At 60.0% G+C, this 18706-nt stretch carries 15 protein-coding genes; 8 read left to right on the forward strand and 7 right to left on the reverse strand.

Features of this window, described 5'->3' with window-relative positions; translation table 11 throughout:
* Positions 1 to 147 precede the first annotated feature (147 nt).
* Genes PMI30_RS08395 through PMI30_RS08385 form a run of 3 tightly spaced genes read left to right on the forward strand, consistent with a single transcriptional unit; the run spans position 148 to position 1762 of the window.
* A complete protein-coding gene (locus PMI30_RS08395) occupies positions 148 to 582 on the forward strand; it encodes an NUDIX hydrolase (RefSeq protein WP_008012222.1) in 435 nt (144 codons plus the stop codon).
* Between the two features lie 23 nt (positions 583 to 605).
* On the forward strand, positions 606 to 1244 hold the full coding sequence (locus PMI30_RS08390) for a LysE family translocator (RefSeq protein WP_008012224.1): 639 nt from the start codon (positions 606 to 608) through the stop codon (positions 1242 to 1244).
* Positions 1245 to 1246: 2 nt separating this feature from the next.
* Positions 1247 to 1762: a GNAT family N-acetyltransferase gene (locus tag PMI30_RS08385; RefSeq protein ID WP_008012225.1), complete on the forward strand. Its 516-nt coding sequence runs from the start codon at positions 1247 to 1249 to the stop codon at positions 1760 to 1762.
* 247 nt (positions 1763 to 2009) lie between these two features.
* Here PMI30_RS08385 and metR read toward each other — a convergent pair whose 3' ends face one another.
* Positions 2010 to 2927, reverse strand: a complete 918-nt coding sequence (gene metR / locus PMI30_RS08380; RefSeq protein WP_007898547.1) for a transcriptional regulator MetR — start codon at positions 2925 to 2927, stop codon at positions 2010 to 2012.
* Positions 2928 to 3047: 120 nt separating this feature from the next.
* Here metR and metE point away from each other — a divergent pair, with 120 nt between their 5' ends.
* Positions 3048 to 5360, forward strand: coding sequence for a 5-methyltetrahydropteroyltriglutamate--homocysteine S-methyltransferase (gene metE, locus PMI30_RS08375; RefSeq protein ID WP_008012227.1), 2313 nt, complete (start codon positions 3048 to 3050; stop codon positions 5358 to 5360).
* A 55-nt stretch (positions 5361 to 5415) separates the two neighbouring features.
* Here metE and PMI30_RS08370 read toward each other — a convergent pair whose 3' ends face one another.
* Complete coding sequence (locus PMI30_RS08370; RefSeq protein WP_008012229.1) at positions 5416 to 10998, reverse strand: dermonecrotic toxin domain-containing protein; 5583 nt, start codon at positions 10996 to 10998, stop codon at positions 5416 to 5418.
* Between the two features lie 244 nt (positions 10999 to 11242).
* Positions 11243 to 12130, reverse strand: coding sequence for a hypothetical protein (locus tag PMI30_RS08365; protein ID WP_008012232.1), 888 nt, complete (start codon positions 12128 to 12130; stop codon positions 11243 to 11245).
* A 244-nt stretch (positions 12131 to 12374) separates the two neighbouring features.
* On the opposite strand from PMI30_RS08365, the gene PMI30_RS08360 reads away from it, so the two are divergent.
* Positions 12375 to 13409 (forward strand): alpha/beta fold hydrolase, encoded by a 1035-nt coding sequence (locus PMI30_RS08360; protein WP_008012233.1) that lies wholly within the window; start codon positions 12375 to 12377, stop codon positions 13407 to 13409.
* 123 nt (positions 13410 to 13532) lie between these two features.
* Here the strand turns inward: PMI30_RS08360 and PMI30_RS08355 are convergent, their stop codons facing one another.
* Entirely contained in the window at positions 13533 to 13889 is a 357-nt protein-coding gene (locus PMI30_RS08355; protein ID WP_007898541.1) for a DUF6124 family protein, read from the reverse strand.
* Between the two features lie 552 nt (positions 13890 to 14441).
* On the opposite strand from PMI30_RS08355, the gene PMI30_RS08350 reads away from it, so the two are divergent.
* The 3 genes from PMI30_RS08350 (at position 14442) to PMI30_RS08340 (ending at position 16820) form a co-directional block, all read left to right on the forward strand.
* A complete protein-coding gene (locus PMI30_RS08350) occupies positions 14442 to 15110 on the forward strand; it encodes a DsbA family oxidoreductase (protein ID WP_008012235.1) in 669 nt (222 codons plus the stop codon).
* Positions 15111 to 15219: 109 nt separating this feature from the next.
* Positions 15220 to 15915 (forward strand): hypothetical protein, encoded by a 696-nt coding sequence (locus PMI30_RS08345; RefSeq protein WP_008012236.1) that lies wholly within the window; start codon positions 15220 to 15222, stop codon positions 15913 to 15915.
* Positions 15912 to 16820, forward strand: coding sequence for a hypothetical protein (locus tag PMI30_RS08340; protein ID WP_008012238.1), 909 nt, complete (start codon positions 15912 to 15914; stop codon positions 16818 to 16820). The genes PMI30_RS08345 and PMI30_RS08340 overlap by 4 nt, the downstream gene beginning before the upstream one ends.
* 116 nt (positions 16821 to 16936) lie before the next feature.
* On the opposite strand, the gene PMI30_RS08335 is transcribed toward PMI30_RS08340, so the two are convergent.
* From PMI30_RS08335 to PMI30_RS31435, 3 genes are all read right to left on the reverse strand, one after another.
* Positions 16937 to 17266, reverse strand: a complete 330-nt coding sequence (locus tag PMI30_RS08335; RefSeq protein WP_177318853.1) for a GlpM family protein — start codon at positions 17264 to 17266, stop codon at positions 16937 to 16939.
* Positions 17267 to 17274: 8 nt separating this feature from the next.
* Entirely contained in the window at positions 17275 to 18603 is a 1329-nt protein-coding gene (locus PMI30_RS08330; protein ID WP_007898530.1) for a sigma-54-dependent transcriptional regulator, read from the reverse strand.
* On the reverse strand, positions 18600 to 18706 hold a 107-nt coding region (locus tag PMI30_RS31435), incomplete at its 5' end, for a HAMP domain-containing histidine kinase (RefSeq protein ID WP_008012243.1). The genes PMI30_RS08330 and PMI30_RS31435, both read right to left, overlap by 4 nt.

Genomic DNA, 18706 nt, shown 5'->3' on the forward strand with positions numbered 1-18706 from the left:
CCCCGTTGGGCTGCGAAGCAGCCCCAAAATCTCTGATACACCAAAGATATTGTGAGTGCTACGCACTCAAACGGGGGCAAGCCCCCTCGCCACAGAACCGGCATGCATGTGATCCTTGCGTCTTTTACCCAAGGCCAATGACGATCCATGACGCTTTCATCCGCCACTTCGCCTCGCCTCATCCGCATTGCCGCCGCCCTGCTGATCGGCCCTGACGGTCGCACACTGCTGGTTCGCAAGCGCGGTACCCAGGCGTTCATGCAGCCAGGGGGCAAGATCGAGGCCCATGAAAAGCCGGTCCATGCCCTCGCTCGTGAGCTGGAAGAGGAACTGGGGCTGGTTATCGATCCGGCGCATGCCGCCTACCTGGGGCAGTTTTCGGCACCGGCCGCCAATGAGCCGGGTTATGTCGTACAGGCCGAACTCTTTCAGCTGACCATCGATTCGTGCGTTTCCCCAGCGGCAGAGATTGAAGAAGTGCGCTGGATCGATCCGGCCACCGACGGCGATGTCACGCTGGCGCCATTGACACGGGACCTGATCTTGCCGTTTTATCGAGCCTCACTGATCGAAACTGCCTGATCGTCCAAGGACGGAGGATGCCCATGATCCCGCTTCAAGATTTGTTGATTTTCGCCGCCGCGGCGTTGCTGATGGTGCTCACGCCCGGGCCCAACATGATCTACCTGATCTCTCGTTCAATCTGCCAGGGGCGCAAGGCCGGAGTGACTTCGCTGCTCGGCGTGGTCGCGGGATTTTTAGTGCACCTGTTCGCGGCCGCCGCAGGTTTGACCGCGGTGTTCGTGGCAGTGCCGATGGCCTACGAAGTATTGAAATGGGCCGGCGCGCTGTACTTGCTGTGGCTGGCGTGGCAGGCGGTCAAGCCCGGAGCGCGTTCGCCGTTCGAGGCGCAGCAGTTGCCGGCGGACTCGTCGCGCAAGTTGATCACCATGGGCTTTCTCACCAGCGCTCTGAACCCGAAGATCGCGGTGTTTTACCTGTCGGTGTTTCCGCAGTTCATTACCCCTGAGCACGGTTCGGTGTTCACCCAGAGCATCATCCTCGGCCTGACCCAGATCAGCGTGAGCTTCAGCGTCAACCTGTTGATTGCGCTGTTTGCCGCGGGCATCGCTTCCTGGTTCGTCAACAACCCGAACTGGCTGGCGATGCAGCGTTACTTCATGGGCTTCGTGCTGTCCGGGTTGGCGGTGCGCTTGATGCTTGAGCAGCGGCGAGCGGCCTGAAGATGTGGATTCAACGGCTTGATGCCAGCCATGCCCTGGATTACCGGGCATTGATGCTTGAAGCCTATGATTCGCATCCCCAGGCGTTCACATCCAGCGTGCGCGAGCGCGCCGTGATGCCGCTGAGTTGGTGGGAATCACGCCTGACCAGCAAGTTGGACGTCGTGTTCGGGGCGTTCGAGAAGGGTGAACTGGCGGGCATCGTCGGCCTGGCCTTCGAGTCTCGGGAAAAGGCCCGGCACAAGGCGACGCTGTTCGGCATGTACGTTTCGGGTGAGGTTCGGCAGCGCGGGCTCGGCTATCAACTGGTTCAGGCAGCATTGGCTGAAGCACAGACCCATCAGGGCCTGAGGCTGATCCAGTTGACCGTCACCGCCGGCAATGAGTCGGCATTCAGGCTGTATCAGCGCTGCGGCTTCGTGCAGTTCGGTCTGGAGCCGCTGGCGGTGCGGGTGGGCGAGGACTACTTCGACAAGATCCATATGTGGCGAGAGATCACCTCTGAGACTTTGGCATAAGGGCTGTTGTGGCGAGGGGGCTTGCCCCCGTTGGGTTGCGAAGCGACCCCAAAACCAATCAACCCGGTTGTATCTGATAAACCGTATTCACCGTTTTTACGACTGCTGCGCAGCCGAACGGGGGCAAGCCCCCTCGCCACAGGTTCTTCGCCAGCATCGGGGGCGCCAAGCCTGTGCCATGAGATCTGAAACCACCCCGCTCCCACATTTGATCATCATTGCCCCAGCCATTTCGGGCGACAGGACATTAGCGGACAGCGCTGACGCCATCCAGCGTCGAAAACGACGTGTCCTTGGCCGTCAGCAAAAAATCTCGCATGTACGGTGCATCCAGCATGTCGGCGCGAATCCCGGCATACAGCGTCGCGAACAAGCCTTTCTCGCCCAGTCGCTTGGCCTTCACATAACCCCGTGAACTGTATTCATGCAGCGCCCAATGAGGCATGCCGCAGACGCCACGACCGCTGGCCACCAGTTGCATCATCATCACCGTCAGTTCCGAGGTGCGGACCTGGGCCGGTTCGATGTCGGCCGGTTCGAGGAAGCGGGTGAAGATGTCCAGCCGATCACGCTCCACCGGGTAGGTGATCAAGGTTTCCGTCAGCAGATCTTCGGGCACGATGTACGGCTTGCTCGCCAGGCGGTGTTGGTTGGCCACCGCAAGCATGGCTTCGTAGGTGAACAACGGCACGTAAGTGATCCCGACCAGTTCCAGCGGGTCGGAGGTCACCACCAGGTCCAGATCGCCTCGGGCCAGCGCCGGCAGCGGGGCGAAGGAGAAGCCCGAGGCCAGGTCCAGCTCGACTTCCGGCCAGGCATCACGGAACTGGTCGATGGTCGGCATCAGCCACTGAAAGCAACTGTGGCACTCGATCGCCATGTGCAAACGTCCCGCAGTGCCACCGGCCAATCGCGCAATGTCACGTTCGGCGCCGCGCAGCAACGGCAGGGTGGCGTCGGCCAGTTGCAGCAGGCGCAAGCCGGCGCTGGTGAAGCGCACCGGTTTGGTCTTGCGCACGAACAGCGGCATGCCCATGCGCTCTTCCAGCTCCTTGAACTGGTGGGACAGCGCCGACTGGGTCAGGTGCAAGCGGTCGGCCGCATCCACCAGGCTGTCGGCTTCGCGCAGGGCGTGCAGGGTTTTCAGGTGACGGATTTCAAGCACCGGGGGCTCCATGAGGAAAACTTGTGATCAACACGAAAAGGTTGAGTTTGTCTCATGTTGGGTGAGCTGTCGACAATAGCACCATGTTTTACAGCATCTTTTATAGAGAGAAATTTCACCATGGCTAAGGCCCACACACTTGGTTTTCCGCGCATCGGCGCCGACCGCGAATTGAAAAAAGCCCTCGAATCCTACTGGAAGGGCGATCTTCACCAAGACGCGTTGAAAAGCGTCGGCCGCCAATTGCGCGCTACCCACTGGCAACTGCAGAAAGACGCCGGCATCGACCTGCTGCCCGTGGGCGACTTCGCCTGGTACGACCAGGTACTGACTCACTCCCTGACCTTCGGTGTCATCCCCGAACGTTTCGACAGTGCCAAGGATTCCCGCGGCCTGCCGACACTCGACACTCTGTTCGCCATGGCCCGTGGCGCTACCGCAGCCTGCTGCGGCGGCGAACATGGCAAGGCGCAATATGCTCAGGAGCTGACCAAGTGGTTCGACACCAACTACCACTATCTGGTCCCGGAATTCACCGCTGATCAACAATTCAAACTGAGCTGGGAACAGCTGTTCGACGAAGTCGACGAAGCCAAGGCCCTGGGTCATAACGTCAAACCGGTGATCATCGGCCCGTTGACTTACCTGTGGCTGGGTAAGGCGAAGGGTGATGGCTTCGACAAACTCGACCTGCTGGAGCGCCTGTTGCCGATCTACGGCGAAATTCTCGGTCGCCTCGCTGCCCAAGGCGTGGAGTGGGTGCAGATCGACGAACCGATCCTGACCCTCGACCTGCCACAGGCCTGGAAAAATGCCTTCGAACGCGCCTATCACATCCTCCAATACTCGCCGCTGAAAAAACTCGTGGCGACTTACTTCAGTGGTCTGGAAGACAACCTCGGCCTGGCTGTCAGCCTGCCTGTGCAAGGCCTGCACATCGACGCGGTGCGCGCGCCGGAGCAACTTGGCCAAGTGCTGGATCGTCTGCCGACTTACAAAATTCTCTCGGTGGGTCTGGTTAACGGTCGCAACGTCTGGCGCTGCGAACTGGAGCAAGTGCTGGCGCAACTGCAGCCAGCCCAGGAACGCTTTGGCGATAACTTGTGGGTCAGCAGTTCCTGCTCGCTGCTGCACAGCCCGGTGGACCTGGACCGTGAAGACAAACTCGACCCTGAACTGAAAAGCTGGCTGGCGTTTGCCGTACAGAAGTGCGGTGAAATCGCCGTGCTGCGTGATGCCCTCAACGACCCGCAAGCGCCGAAGGTGCAAGCCGCCCTGGCCGAAAGCCGCGCCATTGCGGCCAGTCGCGCTCAGTCTCCGCGTATCCACAAAGCGGATGTTCAGGCCCGAATCAATGCCATCGGCGCAGCGGACAGCCAACGCCTCTCACCGTTTACCAAACGCATCGCACAACAACAGGCACGGCTGAAACTGCCGACGTTCCCGACCACCACCATCGGCTCGTTCCCACAGACCGCATCGATCCGTCTGGCGCGCCAGGCCTTCAAGCAAGGCAAGCTGTCGGCCAACGATTACACCGACGCCATGCACAGCGAAATCCGCCACGCCGTGCAAATCCAGGAACGCCTGGGCCTGGACGTGCTGGTGCACGGTGAAGCCGAGCGCAACGACATGGTCGAGTACTTCGCCGAGCAACTGGACGGCTACGTGTTCACCCGGTTCGGCTGGGTCCAGAGCTACGGTTCGCGCTGCGTCAAACCGGCGATCATCTACGGTGACCTGAGCCGTCCGAAACCGATGACCGTCGACTGGATCACCTACGCCCAGAGCCTGACCGACAAGGTCATGAAAGGCATGCTCACCGGTCCCGTGACCATGCTGATGTGGTCGTTCCCGCGCGAAGACGTCTCGCGCAAAATTCAGGCGCAGCAACTGGCCCTGGCCTTGCGCGATGAAGTGGTGGATCTGGAAAACGCCGGCATCAAAATCGTCCAGATCGACGAAGCCGCGTTCCGTGAAGGGCTGCCACTGCGTCGGGCGCAATGGCAGGAATACCTCGACTGGGCGGTGGAAGCCTTCCGCCTGAGCGCATCGGGCGTGCGCGACGAAACCCAGATCCACACCCACATGTGCTACAGCGAATTCAATGACGTGATCCAGTCCATCGCCGCCATGGACGCCGACGTGATCACCATCGAAACCTCGCGCTCGGACATGGAGTTGCTGGAAGCCTTCGAAGCGTTCGACTACCCGAACGACATCGGCCCGGGTGTCTATGACATCCACTCGCCACGGGTGCCGGACACGGCCGAGATGGTGAAGTTGATGAGCAAAGCCGTGAAGCGCATTCCGGCCGAGCGGCTGTGGGTCAATCCCGATTGCGGGTTGAAAACCCGGGCCTGGCCGGAAACGGAAGCCGCGTTGGTGAACATGGTCGCGGCGGCACGTCTGCTGCGCAGTCAACTGGCCTGACATCAAGCGGTTATTGACTGACAACGGAGCGCTTGGGGCGCTCCGTTGTCGTTCTTCATAGCTGTGGAAAGTGTTTGAGCGCCAGCGGTTTGCCGATGTCGCCCCGCCAGATCGACTCCACCTGAGCGCCGCTGTGGGCTTGAGCCTGTTGCCATTGCAGGCCCAGGTTGCGTTGTTCAGGCAATTTCAGGTGACCTTTGACGAAGTCATTGAACGCAGGCTTTGCCGAGGTGTAGTGAAAGTGCGCATACCACAAGGTTGGCGCCGGCTCGCTCGTCAGATCGCGTACCTCATATTCCTGTAGAAAATCCCGTCGACCGTCCGGGCGCTTGCCTATATCCCGTAATGCGCCTTCCTTGCGAATGTCCACCACTCGTTGCTCCAGCAGGTAGTCCAGATAACCCTCGGTGGGGGTTTTGCTGTTCATGGACTGTTCGATGCGCAGGGTGCGTCCGGCACGCGCAAGGTCTCGAGCCTGATCGGACAATTGCCGTACCAGCGGATCATGGGGCGAGAGGCGTTCGATGGCTTGGGCGCGCATCGATAATTCCCCGGCCTCGAAACTCATCATGTGCTCCAGATCCACTGGCAGCATGTCTTGCTGGGCATAACCGTCGACTTTGCTTTTATAGGTGGGCACCGCCGCGAGTCTTTTTCTGGATTCGGCCAGCAACGGCTGAACATCCGAGGTGAGAGGCGGCTGTGACGGCGCGGTGGGTTCGCTGAGATGGTATTTGCCGCTGGAGCGCGGTAACCAGGTTTCCGTGTGACCGTCGATGCCTTCAATAGTGAAGCGCTTTTGCCGAGTGGCGGCGTCCGTGTGCTCGACGCCGACGAGCAGTCGATTGTCTTCGGTTTCAAAGAGCTTCTTGCCGGTTGTGCCCTCCGTTGGCGTGATCGAGGCTCGATTGCGAAGTGCGTTTCGCGCGTACTCTTCGACCTTCGCCAGGTTGTCCAGGAATGGCGCGATCTGCTCCAGATCCAGATGTTGCGGGTAACCCAGTGTCCACGCCTTCAGGTTGCGGCGGAACTCGGTGTAAGTTGCCAGGCAGTCTTCGAACACCCGGTTGCGCTGGGTCAGGCTGGCGCGTACTTGCGACAGATTGTGCTGGGTGAAGAGAGCACGCCCGACCTGGGTGCGGGCCTGTTTCAGTTGCATGTGGAAATAGACCCAGGTGGTGTCATCGATGGCATCGACGCGGCTGATGATTTCCAGAAGGTGGGCAGCTTTCAGGTAACGGTAATTGGTCTCGCTTAACGTGTTGTTCACTGTTGCCACGTCAGCGGCCATCCTGGCTTTATGATCCCTGTTGGTGATTCGGCGGTTCCAGAGATTGACCTGTTCCACCGCGGTGTGCGCCTGATCCAACTCCTGGATGAAGGCTTTTCGCACGTTCTTGCGTTGTCCCATCAGGCGCAAGTGGGCGCGGGTGTCGCTGACGGGGGTGGTGTCTGAGCGGATGAGGAGTTCTTCGATCCGGTCGAGGTGTTCCAGCAGGCGTTCTTTGCCGAACTGTATCCGGTGTACCGTCCGATCGACCACCACCCAGGCACTGCAGCTTTTCAATTCCTCGATCTGGGTGCGTTTTCTGCCATGGCTCAGGGGCAGCAGGTCAGCCAGGTTCTGGTAGCAGTTTTGGGCGATATCGATGTCAGTCAGGCAGGCGTTTTCCAGGGGCGATCGCAAGGCCTGACGCTGGCTCGGTGTGCTGGCGTAGTAGCGTTCCATGGCAACGTTGGTGCTACGGGTCTGAGTATCGAGCCGCAGGGTATAGGCGTCTGCGGTATTGGTCAGGGTCAGTTGGCGACGCAAGTTGCGATCAGTCCACCAGCGGGGCAACCAACGCCTGATAGCGGCTGGCCAGAGCGGATCCATGCCGTCGGCCAGATGCCCGAGTGCCGCACCGCCGCCCACGCCACCGCCCTCCATCAGGGTTCCGTACACGGCGTAGTGGGTGTTCCAGTTGCCGGCTTCATCGAGGGCGATGGGCTGTTTGTAAGATCGGGCCCAAGTACCGTACAAACGCCAGCCACGAGGAGCATCGCTCAACTCGATCCGGTAGATGCGCCCATGGCTGATCATGAAGTCGCCGTCGGCATGCCGGTAGACATTGCGATAGACACCGTGTGTAGCCGGTTGCAGGCCCGCCAGCGAGATCTCGTGTTCGTACTCGTAGCCTTTGAAGTAGTCGTGGACCCTGCGGGCCTGTTGCCGCGAGGTCACTTGCATGGCCCCGGCTTTTCGGGCCAGCGCTCGCAACTGGCGATGGCGGGTGACGGTACGGACCGCGCCGGGCGCCACAGCGGCGCCAGGGAGAAGATCCATGGCCGCGTCGATCAATGACAGCAACACCGATTCAAGGTCTGCCAGACCATGACCGACGTCGCCACGCAGGAAAGCGGCGACCGCCAGGTTGGCGCTGCCCCAGGCGTCATACAGCGCGACCGCCGTACCCACGAAAGGCACCATGCCCAAGGCCATTTTCAGGTAATTGAACATCGCGCCGGACTGCAGTGCACAACGCTCCAGGTAAAACGCGTCATTGGAGCGGGAGGTACTTCGATGGGCTTCCAGGAGACGCCCCATATGCACATTGAGCAGGTGCGCCGCCAGGGACGTGCTGGCCGGCCACGCCAGGCCAACGCCGATCAGTGCATTGAAGTTTCGCAGCAAGGCCTGATTGATCCGACTGACATGAAAGGCGAAGTCGCCCTGCAAGGCACGCCCGGCCAGATAGTTGACCATGCCGGTCTGCAGGCACAGGTTGAACAGGCTTTGGCGCGCCTGCTCAAGGGTGTCGTACTGGCGCAGGTAGATCCCGTCCGGGCTGTCCGGTAGATAGAGCAGTGTCAGGCCGCTGAGCTGTTCCTCGATGAAGGTGACACCGGACAACGTGCTCGGACCTTGATGCGGGGTATCCTCACCGCCCACAGTCAGATGGGCCGGCAGCAGCACGATACGCTTGCCCTCAGCCGCAAAGGCTTCCCGGGTATTGGCGTCAATGGCGATATCCAGCACTTGCCGTCCGTGGGCATCGATCTGCCGTTGCAACAAAGCAAACTCACCTTGCAGTTTCAGCATCAAGCGCCAGGGCTCGGTCAGGCTTTCACGGCGATACTCAAGGTTGAAGACCGAGGCGCCGGGAGCGCCAAGAAAAGCGTGGCGGATCTGTGTCTCATAATGTCCGGCCAGATCCAGCTCGGTCACCAGTTTGCGCAGGTAAGGCGGGGTGATGCCGGTTTTCAGCGCCTTGCGTTCTGTCTCGGTATCCGCTGTGACGTCGACCTGCATGAACGACAGGCGCCACCACAGGGGCTGATCGATGTTCGATTGCGTCAGCTCGACGAGGGACAGTTTGCTGCGGGATTCACTGGCCATCAGCACATTCTCTTGGGGCGTTCCCGGTGCGGCGCCTTCCATCACGACCTTCTGCCATTGCGTCGAGTCCGGCAGATCGATCGTCACCGCAAAGCCTTGCGTGAGGGAAAAGTCCTGGCGCAGGCGAGCGTCGATGCGTTTTTCGCTGAAATCATCCCGTGGCGGCAGATCCCTTTCGAGCAATTCATGGGAACGCTTCATCGCCGCAATGTAGGTTTTGAACAGATGTTTGAGCTGCAAGCGCCGAGCATCGGCCAGCGTGCCGAGCCACTGCGGCAGCGCTCGAGCCAGGGCACTGCTGTGGTTTTGTTCGAGAAATTGCGCGAAGGCCAATTCCCGGGCGGCGGGCATTGGCACGGTCAAGCGGGCGAGGGTGTGTTCCCGCAGTTTTTCCAGCGCCACCGTCCGCTGCCTGGCATGGGATGGCACGGGGTTGTCGGCAATCAGTTGTGCAGCCTGCTGTTCGCAGCGATAGAGCTGATTTTGCAGGGCGTATTCGAACGGGTCACCGGCCAGCTCGCTAAGGTGCAAGGCCAACACGTCGTCGTTGGCGCTCAGCTTGAACAGCGCTTGTTCCAGCGCTCTTCGAGAGTCGAAACGCTGCAAGCCACCGAACCGGCCAGGCCAATACAGCAACAGGGTGTGGGAGGCGGCGCCGTGTAGCACGGATGGATGGGTGATCAGCAGCGCGCCTTCCAGTTCCTCGGTTTGGGGGTTGCCGTCGTCACCTTCGGTGGCCGACAGTGTCAGCCGCGCGACTGCAACCTCGGCATTGCGCTCCGCTCGAACGGGAGCATCCAGTACAACCTTGAGCATCTGGTGCTCTTCGGCGCTGATCTGGTCCAGGGTCAGCTGAATATCTGCCTCGCTGCGCAATCCCGTCAGCCGTGCCTGATACAGCGCGGTGTAGTGTTGATTCGGTGAATGACGCAGTTCCAGCATCTTCAGCGCGTTGCGGGCGTTCAGCAATGTGGACGCGGCGGTGTGGCTGGCCTGTTCTGCTGCCGCCAGGGCGTCGAGGTGGTTTTTCAGATTCTGTAGGCGTGGATCATTCAGATCGCCCTCGAAGTTTTTGCCAAGCAGCGTTTCCAGCGCTGCGCAATGCAGGGCCATGGCTCTCTGGCGGGTGTCCAGCGCAATATCGGGGTTGAGCAAGCCGAACTGCGGAACACTGTCGCCGCTTTGCCCCTCGCTACCGATGTCTGTCGGCCGTTCTGCAGGCTCGGCAAAAACCGCCTGCTGGCGATGTTGTCGATCCAGCCGGTCGGCGGCGTCCAGCGCGGTGGCACCGTGCTCGGCGATATCACTGCCGTTGCCCTGACGAACACTGTTCATCCAGGCGACCGATACGCGAGCGATCAATTGTTCGGCAGCCATCTCCAGCGGCGTGGTTTCGATCCGCGTGTATTCGAGGCTGACGTCATTGAGCCGGGACATCCCGACAGCGTTTTGCGGGTGTGCGATCAGCCAGTTTTCGACTTCATGACGCTGCTTGAAGTGTTTCCAGGCCGGCTGCTGCTCTGGCAAATACAGCAACTGCGCGGCCGGTTGCTCGGTACTGATGAGTAAAACCCCGGGCAGCTCGACACGGCGGCCATCAGTGAAGCGGAGTGCCATTTGGCTGACAACCACCCGAGGGGAATCGACAGCCATGCTGTCGCTGGGTGCATCGATCAACGCCAGCAAGGGTTTCATCTGTTCGGCCGTCAAGGTGCGCAGGGCATGGGCGACCTGGCTGGAGGCTTCGAAGTGCTGACGATACAACCGGGAGGCCAGCGCTCTGCGTGATATCGCCGTGCCGGGCGCCCGGGCATTCCACCAACGCTCCCAGGCGTGGTTGAGCAGACGCTCCGGGTTCAGGCTTTTGAGCTGTTCGAGCAGTTCGGCGGGGGACTTGCCGTAGAGGCGGTGTTCCTGTGCAAGCCCGATCACCACGCAACGCGCGTTGAGTGAAGTCTCGACCGCAGGATGTTGCAGCACAAAGGCGCAGGCGTGGCTCAGGCTGACAAAGTGTTCTGGCCGGTTGGCGGTGGCGAAGAAACCGAGACCGACCTGGTGGCCGTCAAGGTCCCAGTGTTTCTTGAGCAATTGGCTGATCGAGGTGCGTGCCCCCGGGCTTTGCGCCATGAGTTCGAGCCACTGTCGGCGACAGTCGCTCCAGCGCTGCGAGGCGGTCAGAAGCAGGCTCTGATCCGGGTTGGGCGTAAGAGGGTGGGTGAGGCCGAAATCGGCCTGTATGGGTTTTGGGACGTCGGGCATGGCAACTGGTCTCCAGAGGCAAAAAAGGCCCAGGCTGTCTGGGCGTTCAGGCCATTAGAGGTCAGTTGCTGGAGGCGTTGGTGGTACATAGTTATAGGCTGACGTCTTGCCTGCGGAGGGTGCAAGCAAGACTGTTTCGGCACCCGCGCGGGTGAATCAGTCGGTCTCGCAGTCGGCACCCTGGGTGCTATCGGCTCGGAGGAAAATGCAGCTTCAAGGTCAGCCTGATGGCCCAGCCCTTTTTTCACTGGATCGCCTGATCCTCGGGATGAAACTCAAACCGCGCATTTTTATTCTGTGGAGAGGTCGGCATGATCAATTTGATGATCGGAACAACTTTATTTGTCGTCTGGGTATAAAAGTCCCGTTGGTTGTATTGAGCCACCCCCAGGCCACCCGCTACATAGAAGAATGCCTCAATGGGAAGTTGGCGTGGGATGCCAGGGGACCACGTCTGGATAATGACTTCGCTGAAGTCATTGATTGTCGGAAGTCCGACAGGCTTCAGTCCGATAGCGCGAATGACTTGGTAAAAAGAATCTGAGGCAAGTTCGTTCATCGCATCTCGCACATCAAAGCTGCATTGGTAGCGAAACGAATCAACCCCAGGCGTGAAGGTATGGCGGACCCACTGTTCTGCGGTGGTGATCCCCATGGTCTGGCATCGCTTGCTGTTCAAGGGATAAGTTACGGAAGCCCCGCAGCCTGGTTTGTCCCTCCCCCAGGTAGCGCCGTCGATGGGGAACACACACAGCACCATTGTTTGCAGGCTGCCATCGGGACGGCTCAATACGGGGTACAGGATGTAGCCATTGGTTCGGTCCCAAGGCAGGCGTTGGAAACTTGCGTCGACCCTGAAAAAGGAAAATGACATGCCGCCCAGTTCAATGGCCGTAGGGCTGGGATCCCAGACATGGAAGCCGTTCGGGGTGTCAGTCGCTCGTAGTAACACACCGGAACAAAGGAATGCCGGCTGGCTTGGGGAGCCATTGCATTTATCAATTGTTTCGTCGTAACGCTTTTGAAGTGATGCGGCAACGCTGGCGCCCGAGGTCGTGTGGCTGACGTTAATCACCGGGCTGCTGCAGCCCGTCAGGAAAACCAGAAGAATTAAAAACACTAAATTTCTCATAGGTCACCCCTTGGCTTTCCTTCGATGGATAGCGAGCCTCAATGTAATGAATAGGTGGGTGTCGCGGTAACTATCACTTTTGACAGTTACGACAAGCGGTAGGGCAATTCGAACCGCACTGTGAGCATTCGACGAAACGACCACTCGGCAATCTTCATCAAACTGTCACGTAACTGTGGCAGCGCGCTTGAACAAACTTCATCAGACTCGCGCTCTACTGGAGTTCTGCGTTTCGGTGTTTTTCATGCGTGCTTTATTTTTATCGGCGACCACTTTTCTGGTCGCTTTATTGTTCAGCCTGCCGTCCCTGGCGGCTTCGCGATGTGATGTCAATGTTCCGACCGAGCGGGTCGATCTGGCGCAGGTGAGCCTGGCCTACCAGAGCATTGGCCGTGCCTCGGACCCTGCGTTGTTGCTGGTCATGGGCTTGGGTGGGCAGTTGATTCACTGGCCGGACGAGGTGGTGGTTGCGCTGTGTCAGCAGGGTTTTCGGGTGATTCGCTATGACAATCGCGATGTTGGCCTGTCGACCTGGCGACAAACACCTGCCGATGCCAACCTGACCTTTGAAGTGCTGCGTTACAAACTCGGTTTGCCGGTATCGGCGCCATACACCCTGACCGACATGGCGGACGATGCGCTTGGGCTGATGGATGCCTTGCACGTCGAGCAATTCCACGTGTTGGGCGCCAGCATGGGCGGGATGATCGCCCAACATATGGCGGCCATGGCGCCACAACGTGTTGAGAGCCTGACGTTGCTGATGACCAGCTCGGGCGCCGAAGGTTTGCCGGCACCGAATGCGGCGTTGGTGCAGTTACTCGCGCGACGCGGTGCGCCGAATCGCGAAGTGGCGCTGGAGCAGCAGGCTGATTTGCTGGCGGCATTGGGTAGCCCGGCGGTGAGCGATGACCGGCAGGCGTTGTTGCAGCAGGCGGCGCAATCCTATGACCGGGCGTTCAACCCGGAGGGCGTGAAGCGCCAGATCATGGCGATCCTCGCTGAACGGAGCCGCGTGGCGCTGCTCAACCAACTGCGGGTGCCGACGCTGGTGGTTCACGGCACCGCCGATCCGTTGTTGCCGGTGATGCACGGCGTGCACCTGGCGGCGCATATCCGCGGCAGTCAGTTGAAGCTGATCCCGGGGTTGGCCCATCGTTTCCAGGAGGCATTCAAAGCGCCGTTACTGGCGGCAGTGTTGCCGTATTTACAGGCCCATCGCGAAGACACCTCGCATTGGGCGCAGATCGATCCGGTGGCCGAACGCAATCTCCTGTAACCCCCCAATCCAATTGTGGGAGCGAGCCTGCTCGCGATGGCGGACCAGCCAGTATTGATGTAGCAGACAGACCGCTATCGCGAGCAGGCTCGCTCCCACAGGTTTTAGGTACAGGTTCAGGTTTTACGTTGGAACGAAGTTATCCAGCATCCGGTTCACCGCCAGTTCACCCAACATGACGGAGTTCTGGATGCCGAGCACGGTGTTGCGCTGCGGGCCGTTCAGCTGCCCCGCGAAATCACTCAACATCACGCTCGCCGCTGCCAGCGATTCGCAGGCGTTGACCAGCAGGGTTTCGTTATTGGCGTCGGGGGCGATCAAGTAAAGGGTGCTGGGTTTGCGTGGGGTGTCTTTGGGAATGACCGGTTTGAGGTAGTAATCGAGGGCGCGGTCGGCGGCTTCGTTGAGCTTTTTGGAACTCGGGGTTTCGTAGGGGGAAACGTCGTCGGTTTCCGGTGGATTTGGAGTGATTTTGAACATTGAGGGATACACCTTTTAGTAGAGCTACAACCCGTCTCGCTACTAAACGGAAGGGGGGCAGCTGTGCGCAAGTTAGTAGACCGGAGTACCCCTCAAACCCGGCGCACCCGAGGGTGCCATGCGCACAGCCACCATCAAGTGCAGGTGAAAACCTGACTAAATGACGCTTGTGCAACCGTCTTGAGGGGTAATCCGGGCTACTAAACCCGATCACTGGAAATCAGTGACAGGAACCAAGTTACCGACGGGCCTCCAGACGCACAAGCCGGCGGATTCTGACGTGGTTGTAGGCGATGGCGCAAGGCGCTGTAGCTTTCAGGAAGTAACGCTAAACAGAACTAAACACCATCCCCAAAACACCCGAAATCCCCCTGTGGGAGCGAGCCTGCTCGCGAAAGCGGTGCATCAGCCTATGCAGATATCAACTGACATGACGCCTTCGCGAGCAGGCTCGCTCCCACAAGGGAAATAGTGGAACGGCTGCCACACGGGCTTAGTCTTCGGGTGTATCGTTCGAACTTTCCGGCGCGATTCAAGCCTGCGAGGTAAATGATGAGTACCCCCCTGAAAATCGATTTCGTCAGCGACGTGTCCTGCCCCTGGTGCGTTGTCGGTCTGTATAGCCTGACCCGTGCCCTGGATTTGCTGGGTGACGAAGTCCAGGCCGAGATCCGTTTCCAGCCGTTCGAACTGAACCCGAAGATGGGCCCCGAAGGCCAGAACATCACCGAACACATCAGCGAAAAGTACGGCTCCACGCCTGAGCAATCGCAGAAGAACCGCGAAATGATCCGCGCGCGTGGCGCCGAGGTCGGGTTTGCCTTTCGCACGGACGGCAGCAGCCGTATCTACAACACGTTCGATGCTCACCGCTTGCTGCATTGGGCGGGGCTGGAAGGGTTGCAGTTCAACCTGAAAGACGCACTGTTCAAGGCGTATTTCACCGAGGGCGGCAACCCGTCCGATCACGCACAGTTGGCGCAGATCGCCGAAAGCGTGGGACTGGATCGACAGCGGGCCGAGGCGATCCTGGCGTCCGACGAATTCATCAAAGAGGTTCGCGAGGAAGAACAGTTGTGGTTATCGCGCGGCGTGAGCTCAGTGCCGACGGTAGTGTTCAACGGGCAGTACGCCGTCAGTGGCGGGCAGCCGGTGGAGACGTTTGTCGGTGCGATTCGCCAGATCATGAGTGAAGCCAAGGGCGGAACGGTCAACGGCTAATGGCTCGATCTGCGGCAGCTCCCACCAAAAATATATCAATGTGCCACTACGGTTTTTGCCGGTGCTGCCGACATAAGCAGCATCGTTAATAATCATAGGGACTTGATCCATGAATCTTCACGTTCTCCGCACCTGGGCAGCGCTGACGTTGCTCGCCTGCCTGACCCTCACTGGCTGTGCCCATGTGCAACCTCCAGTACCGCTGGACCACCAGTTCTGGGATGCCAAAGAGCCGACTATCGGCGTGGCGATCACCGTGGTGCCGGAGCCGGTACTGGCGTTGACCGGGAATCAGGGGCTGCTGCAATTCGCTATCAACAAGGGCGTTAACAGCAAGCTCAGTAGCAACGTCGAAAAATGGCAGGTGCGTGACCTCAACACCTTGCCGGATGCCATCGTCGCCAAGCTGCAGGCCAAGGGCTACAAGGCGAAGCGGATCAACGAGCCAGTCGACCTGTCGGTCTACAAGCAAACTGACTTCCGCGAAGGCTACATGACCCGGGACCTGAAGCCGGTCAAGGCGACCTATGGTGTCGATCGTCTGCTATTGGTGAATATCTATGCCACCGGTGCCACCCGCAGCTACTACAGCGTGGTGCCGACCAGCGTGCCGATGGCGCAAGTGGGCGGGCAGGGGATGGTGATCGATCTGGCGGACAACAAACTGCTGTGGTTCAAACCCTTTGTCGTGACGCAAGCCGCCCAGGGCGAGTGGGACGAGCCGACCTATACCAACCTGTCCAACGCGTTCTATCAGGCTGTGGACAATAGCCGTCAGCAAATGATCACCCCGTTCGCGCAATGAAGCGTCTGCCTATAGTGGCGGGTGCGCTGGCCCTGTTGATGCTGACGGGGTGTGCGCAAAAACCGGCCCCCGAGGCCGGTTTCAAGGACCAGAGTGCCTTGCCTTACGTCCAGGCCCACGGGCTTAAGGTCGATGTGCAGTTGCCGCAATCCTTTGTCGGTGCCAGCACCGTGATTGACTCCCAGGCAGCCTTGAAGGCTGCGTCGTCGAGTCATAATCTGGTGGCGAGCTCGGGCAACACTGCCGGGCTTGCCGGTTTGCTGGTGGCGAGCCTGATCAACACCCAGATGGGCAGCGGCAGCTTGCAGCGCGATGCGGAAAAAACCGCGCTCGACGAGGCGCGACCGATGGCCGACTTGCTTGCAGGCGTTCCGTTGCAGGAGCGCCTGCAAAAGCGTTATCAACAAGCTTCGCAAGTGGCCGGGTTCAAGCAAGGAGAAGGGCAGGTTACCGCACGCCTGGTGATTGAACCCAAACTGATGCTTACTCCTGATCGCGGCAGTTTCGTGCTGGTCAATCAGGTACAGGTCCAGGACATTGCCGGTTCGGCGCTGTATCGCATGCGGATCGAAGTCGTCAGCCAGCCGATTCGGCGCTGTGGCAAGCAATGCATCGACGACGGCGGCCTCGATTTGGCGAAGGTCACGGCCGCGCTCGACGAGTGTATCGACGAATCGATGCGCGTTCTGGCCACCGACCTGATGCAGCCGGCACCGCCAGCGGCAGCCCAGGAAACCTTGCGTTATGTCCTTGATGGCCAGCGAGTGGTCGAGCGCGGTTATCAACTGGCCAATAACGGTAACTATTGGCGTTATCGCAACCTCTACGGGGCGGTGAAGTCAGTGCCGGTGCCGTTTGAAGATGCGTTGACACAATCGCAGTTGCAGAAGGTTTACGGACAGTAAGCCCAATGCCAGTCAGTTAAGCGAGTAAACCGCTTTTCTGTAGGAGCCAGGCTTGCCGGCGAAGGCGCTCTCAAGGACGCCTTCGCCGGCAAGCCTGGCTCCTACAGGGATTGTGGTCAGGATTGAAAGCGTACCCACACCGTCACCAGCACCGTTGCCGCCATCAACCACGCCACCGCCGCCACTGCCAACGAAGCCTCCAGCCGCATCCGGTCGACCATCACATACAAGGTTGCCAGGTAGACGAAGTACGGAATGATCGACCACATGCCAAACACGATGGTGGTTTTCAGATCATCCAGCGAACGCCCCTTGCCGACGATGTAATGAGCGATCAGCGCAAAGGTGGGGAACAGCGGCACCAGGCCTGCGATGTAATAGTTTTTGGTCTTGGCCAGCATGGCGAGAATCACCACCACCGCCGCGCCCAGGGTCGCTTTGAAAATCAGGTCCATCAGTGGCTCAGCCCGTATTTCTTCACTTTGTCGAACAGCGTGGTCTTGGCCATCCCCAGTTCCAGGCTGGCCTGGGTCAGGTTGCCGCCGCTGCGCTGCAAGGCGTCGCTGAGCAGGTTGCGTTCGAAGGCTTCCACCGCTTCGGCGAAGGCCAGGCCCTGGTTGCTGCCGCTGGCGCCGGTTTTTTTGAAGGCCGGCAGGCCCAATGCGAAACGCTCAGCGACGTTGCGCAATTCGCGCACATTGCCTGGCCAGTCGTGGCTCATCAGGTTCGACAGGGTCTGGTTGTCCAGCTCCGGCACCGCGCGGTCGAAGCGCAGGGATGACTGCTGCAAAAAGTGTTCGAACAGTTGCAGGATGTCTTCGCGGCGTTCGCGCAGCGGCGGCAGTTCCAGGGTTACCACGTTCAGGCGGTAATACAGGTCGCTGCGAAACTCGCCGGCCTTGCTCGATTGATCCAGATCGGACTTGGTCGCGGCGATCACCCGGCAATCCACCGCCACGCTCTGGTTCGAGCCGAGGCGTTCGAGGGTGCGTTCCTGCAACACCCGCAGCAGTTTGATCTGCAAGGGCAGCGGCATGCTTTCCACTTCATCCAGGAACAGCGTGCCGCCGTCGGCGTGTTCGATCTTGCCGATCCGCCGCTTGCCGGCACCGGTGAAGGCGTTGGCCTCGTGGCCGAAGATTTCACTTTCGAACAGGTTCTCCGGCAGGCCTCCGCAGTTCAGCGCGACGAACTGTTTGGTGTGCCGGCGGCTGAAGTCGTGCAGGCAGCGCGCGACCAGCTCTTTACCAGTACCGGTCTCGCCTTCGATCAGCACGTTGGCCGAGGTATCGGCGACGTTGGCGATCAGTTCCCGCAGGTTTTGCATGGCCGGTGAGCGCCCGATGATCCGGCCTTCGAGGGAGTCGCGCTCGAACAGTTGTCTACGTAACGACGACACTTCCCGCGCCAGGCTGCGTTGCTCCAGCGCCCGGCGGGCGACGTCCACCAGACGTTCGGGGGAGAAGGGTTTCTCCATGAAGTCATAGGCGCCTTTTTGCATTGCGCCGACGGCCATCGAGATGTCGCCGTGGCCGGTAATCAGCACCACCGGCAGGCTGCGATCGCGGGCCTTGAGCCGGGTCAACAGTTCCAGGCCATCGATGCCCGGCAGGCGGATGTCGCTGATGACGATGCCGGCGAAGTTATCACCGACCCGCTCCAGCGCTTCTTCGGCGCTGCCGACGCCCACGCAGGGAATGTCTTCCAGGGTCAGCGCCTGTTGGCAGCCGAGCAGGACATGGGGGTCGTCTTCGACGATCAGCACACTAAGGTCGTTGTTCATATTGGCTCGGCGGGAGTGGGGCTTACCAACGGTAAACTGAGGACGAAGGTGGTGCCACCGCTGGCCGGGTGTTCGACACCCAGGTGCCCGCCAGTGGCGGCGG

Source organism: Pseudomonas sp. GM50 (assembly GCF_000282375.1).
Taxonomy (GTDB): Bacteria; Pseudomonadota; Gammaproteobacteria; order Pseudomonadales; family Pseudomonadaceae; genus Aquipseudomonas.

Excerpts from the sequence above, each read along its gene's own strand:
- PMI30_RS08395 (WP_008012222.1), top strand. The coding sequence starts at position 148 with ATGACGCTTTCATCCGCCACTTCGCCTCGCCTCATCCGCATTGCCGCC.
- PMI30_RS08390 (WP_008012224.1), top strand. The coding sequence starts at position 606 with ATGATCCCGCTTCAAGATTTGTTGATTTTCGCCGCCGCGGCGTTGCTG.
- PMI30_RS08385 (WP_008012225.1), top strand. The coding sequence starts at position 1,247 with ATGTGGATTCAACGGCTTGATGCCAGCCATGCCCTGGATTACCGGGCA.
- metE (WP_008012227.1), top strand. The coding sequence starts at position 3,048 with ATGGCTAAGGCCCACACACTTGGTTTTCCGCGCATCGGCGCCGACCGC.
- PMI30_RS08370 (WP_008012229.1), bottom strand. The coding sequence starts at position 10,998 with ATGCCCGACGTCCCAAAACCCATACAGGCCGATTTCGGCCTCACCCAC.
- PMI30_RS08365 (WP_008012232.1), bottom strand. The coding sequence starts at position 12,130 with ATGAGAAATTTAGTGTTTTTAATTCTTCTGGTTTTCCTGACGGGCTGC.
- PMI30_RS08360 (WP_008012233.1), top strand. The coding sequence starts at position 12,375 with ATGCGTGCTTTATTTTTATCGGCGACCACTTTTCTGGTCGCTTTATTG.
- PMI30_RS08355 (WP_007898541.1), bottom strand. The coding sequence starts at position 13,889 with ATGTTCAAAATCACTCCAAATCCACCGGAAACCGACGACGTTTCCCCC.
- PMI30_RS08350 (WP_008012235.1), top strand. The coding sequence starts at position 14,442 with ATGAGTACCCCCCTGAAAATCGATTTCGTCAGCGACGTGTCCTGCCCC.
- PMI30_RS08345 (WP_008012236.1), top strand. The coding sequence starts at position 15,220 with ATGAATCTTCACGTTCTCCGCACCTGGGCAGCGCTGACGTTGCTCGCC.
- PMI30_RS08340 (WP_008012238.1), top strand. The coding sequence starts at position 15,912 with ATGAAGCGTCTGCCTATAGTGGCGGGTGCGCTGGCCCTGTTGATGCTG.
- PMI30_RS08330 (WP_007898530.1), bottom strand. The coding sequence starts at position 18,603 with ATGAACAACGACCTTAGTGTGCTGATCGTCGAAGACGACCCCCATGTC.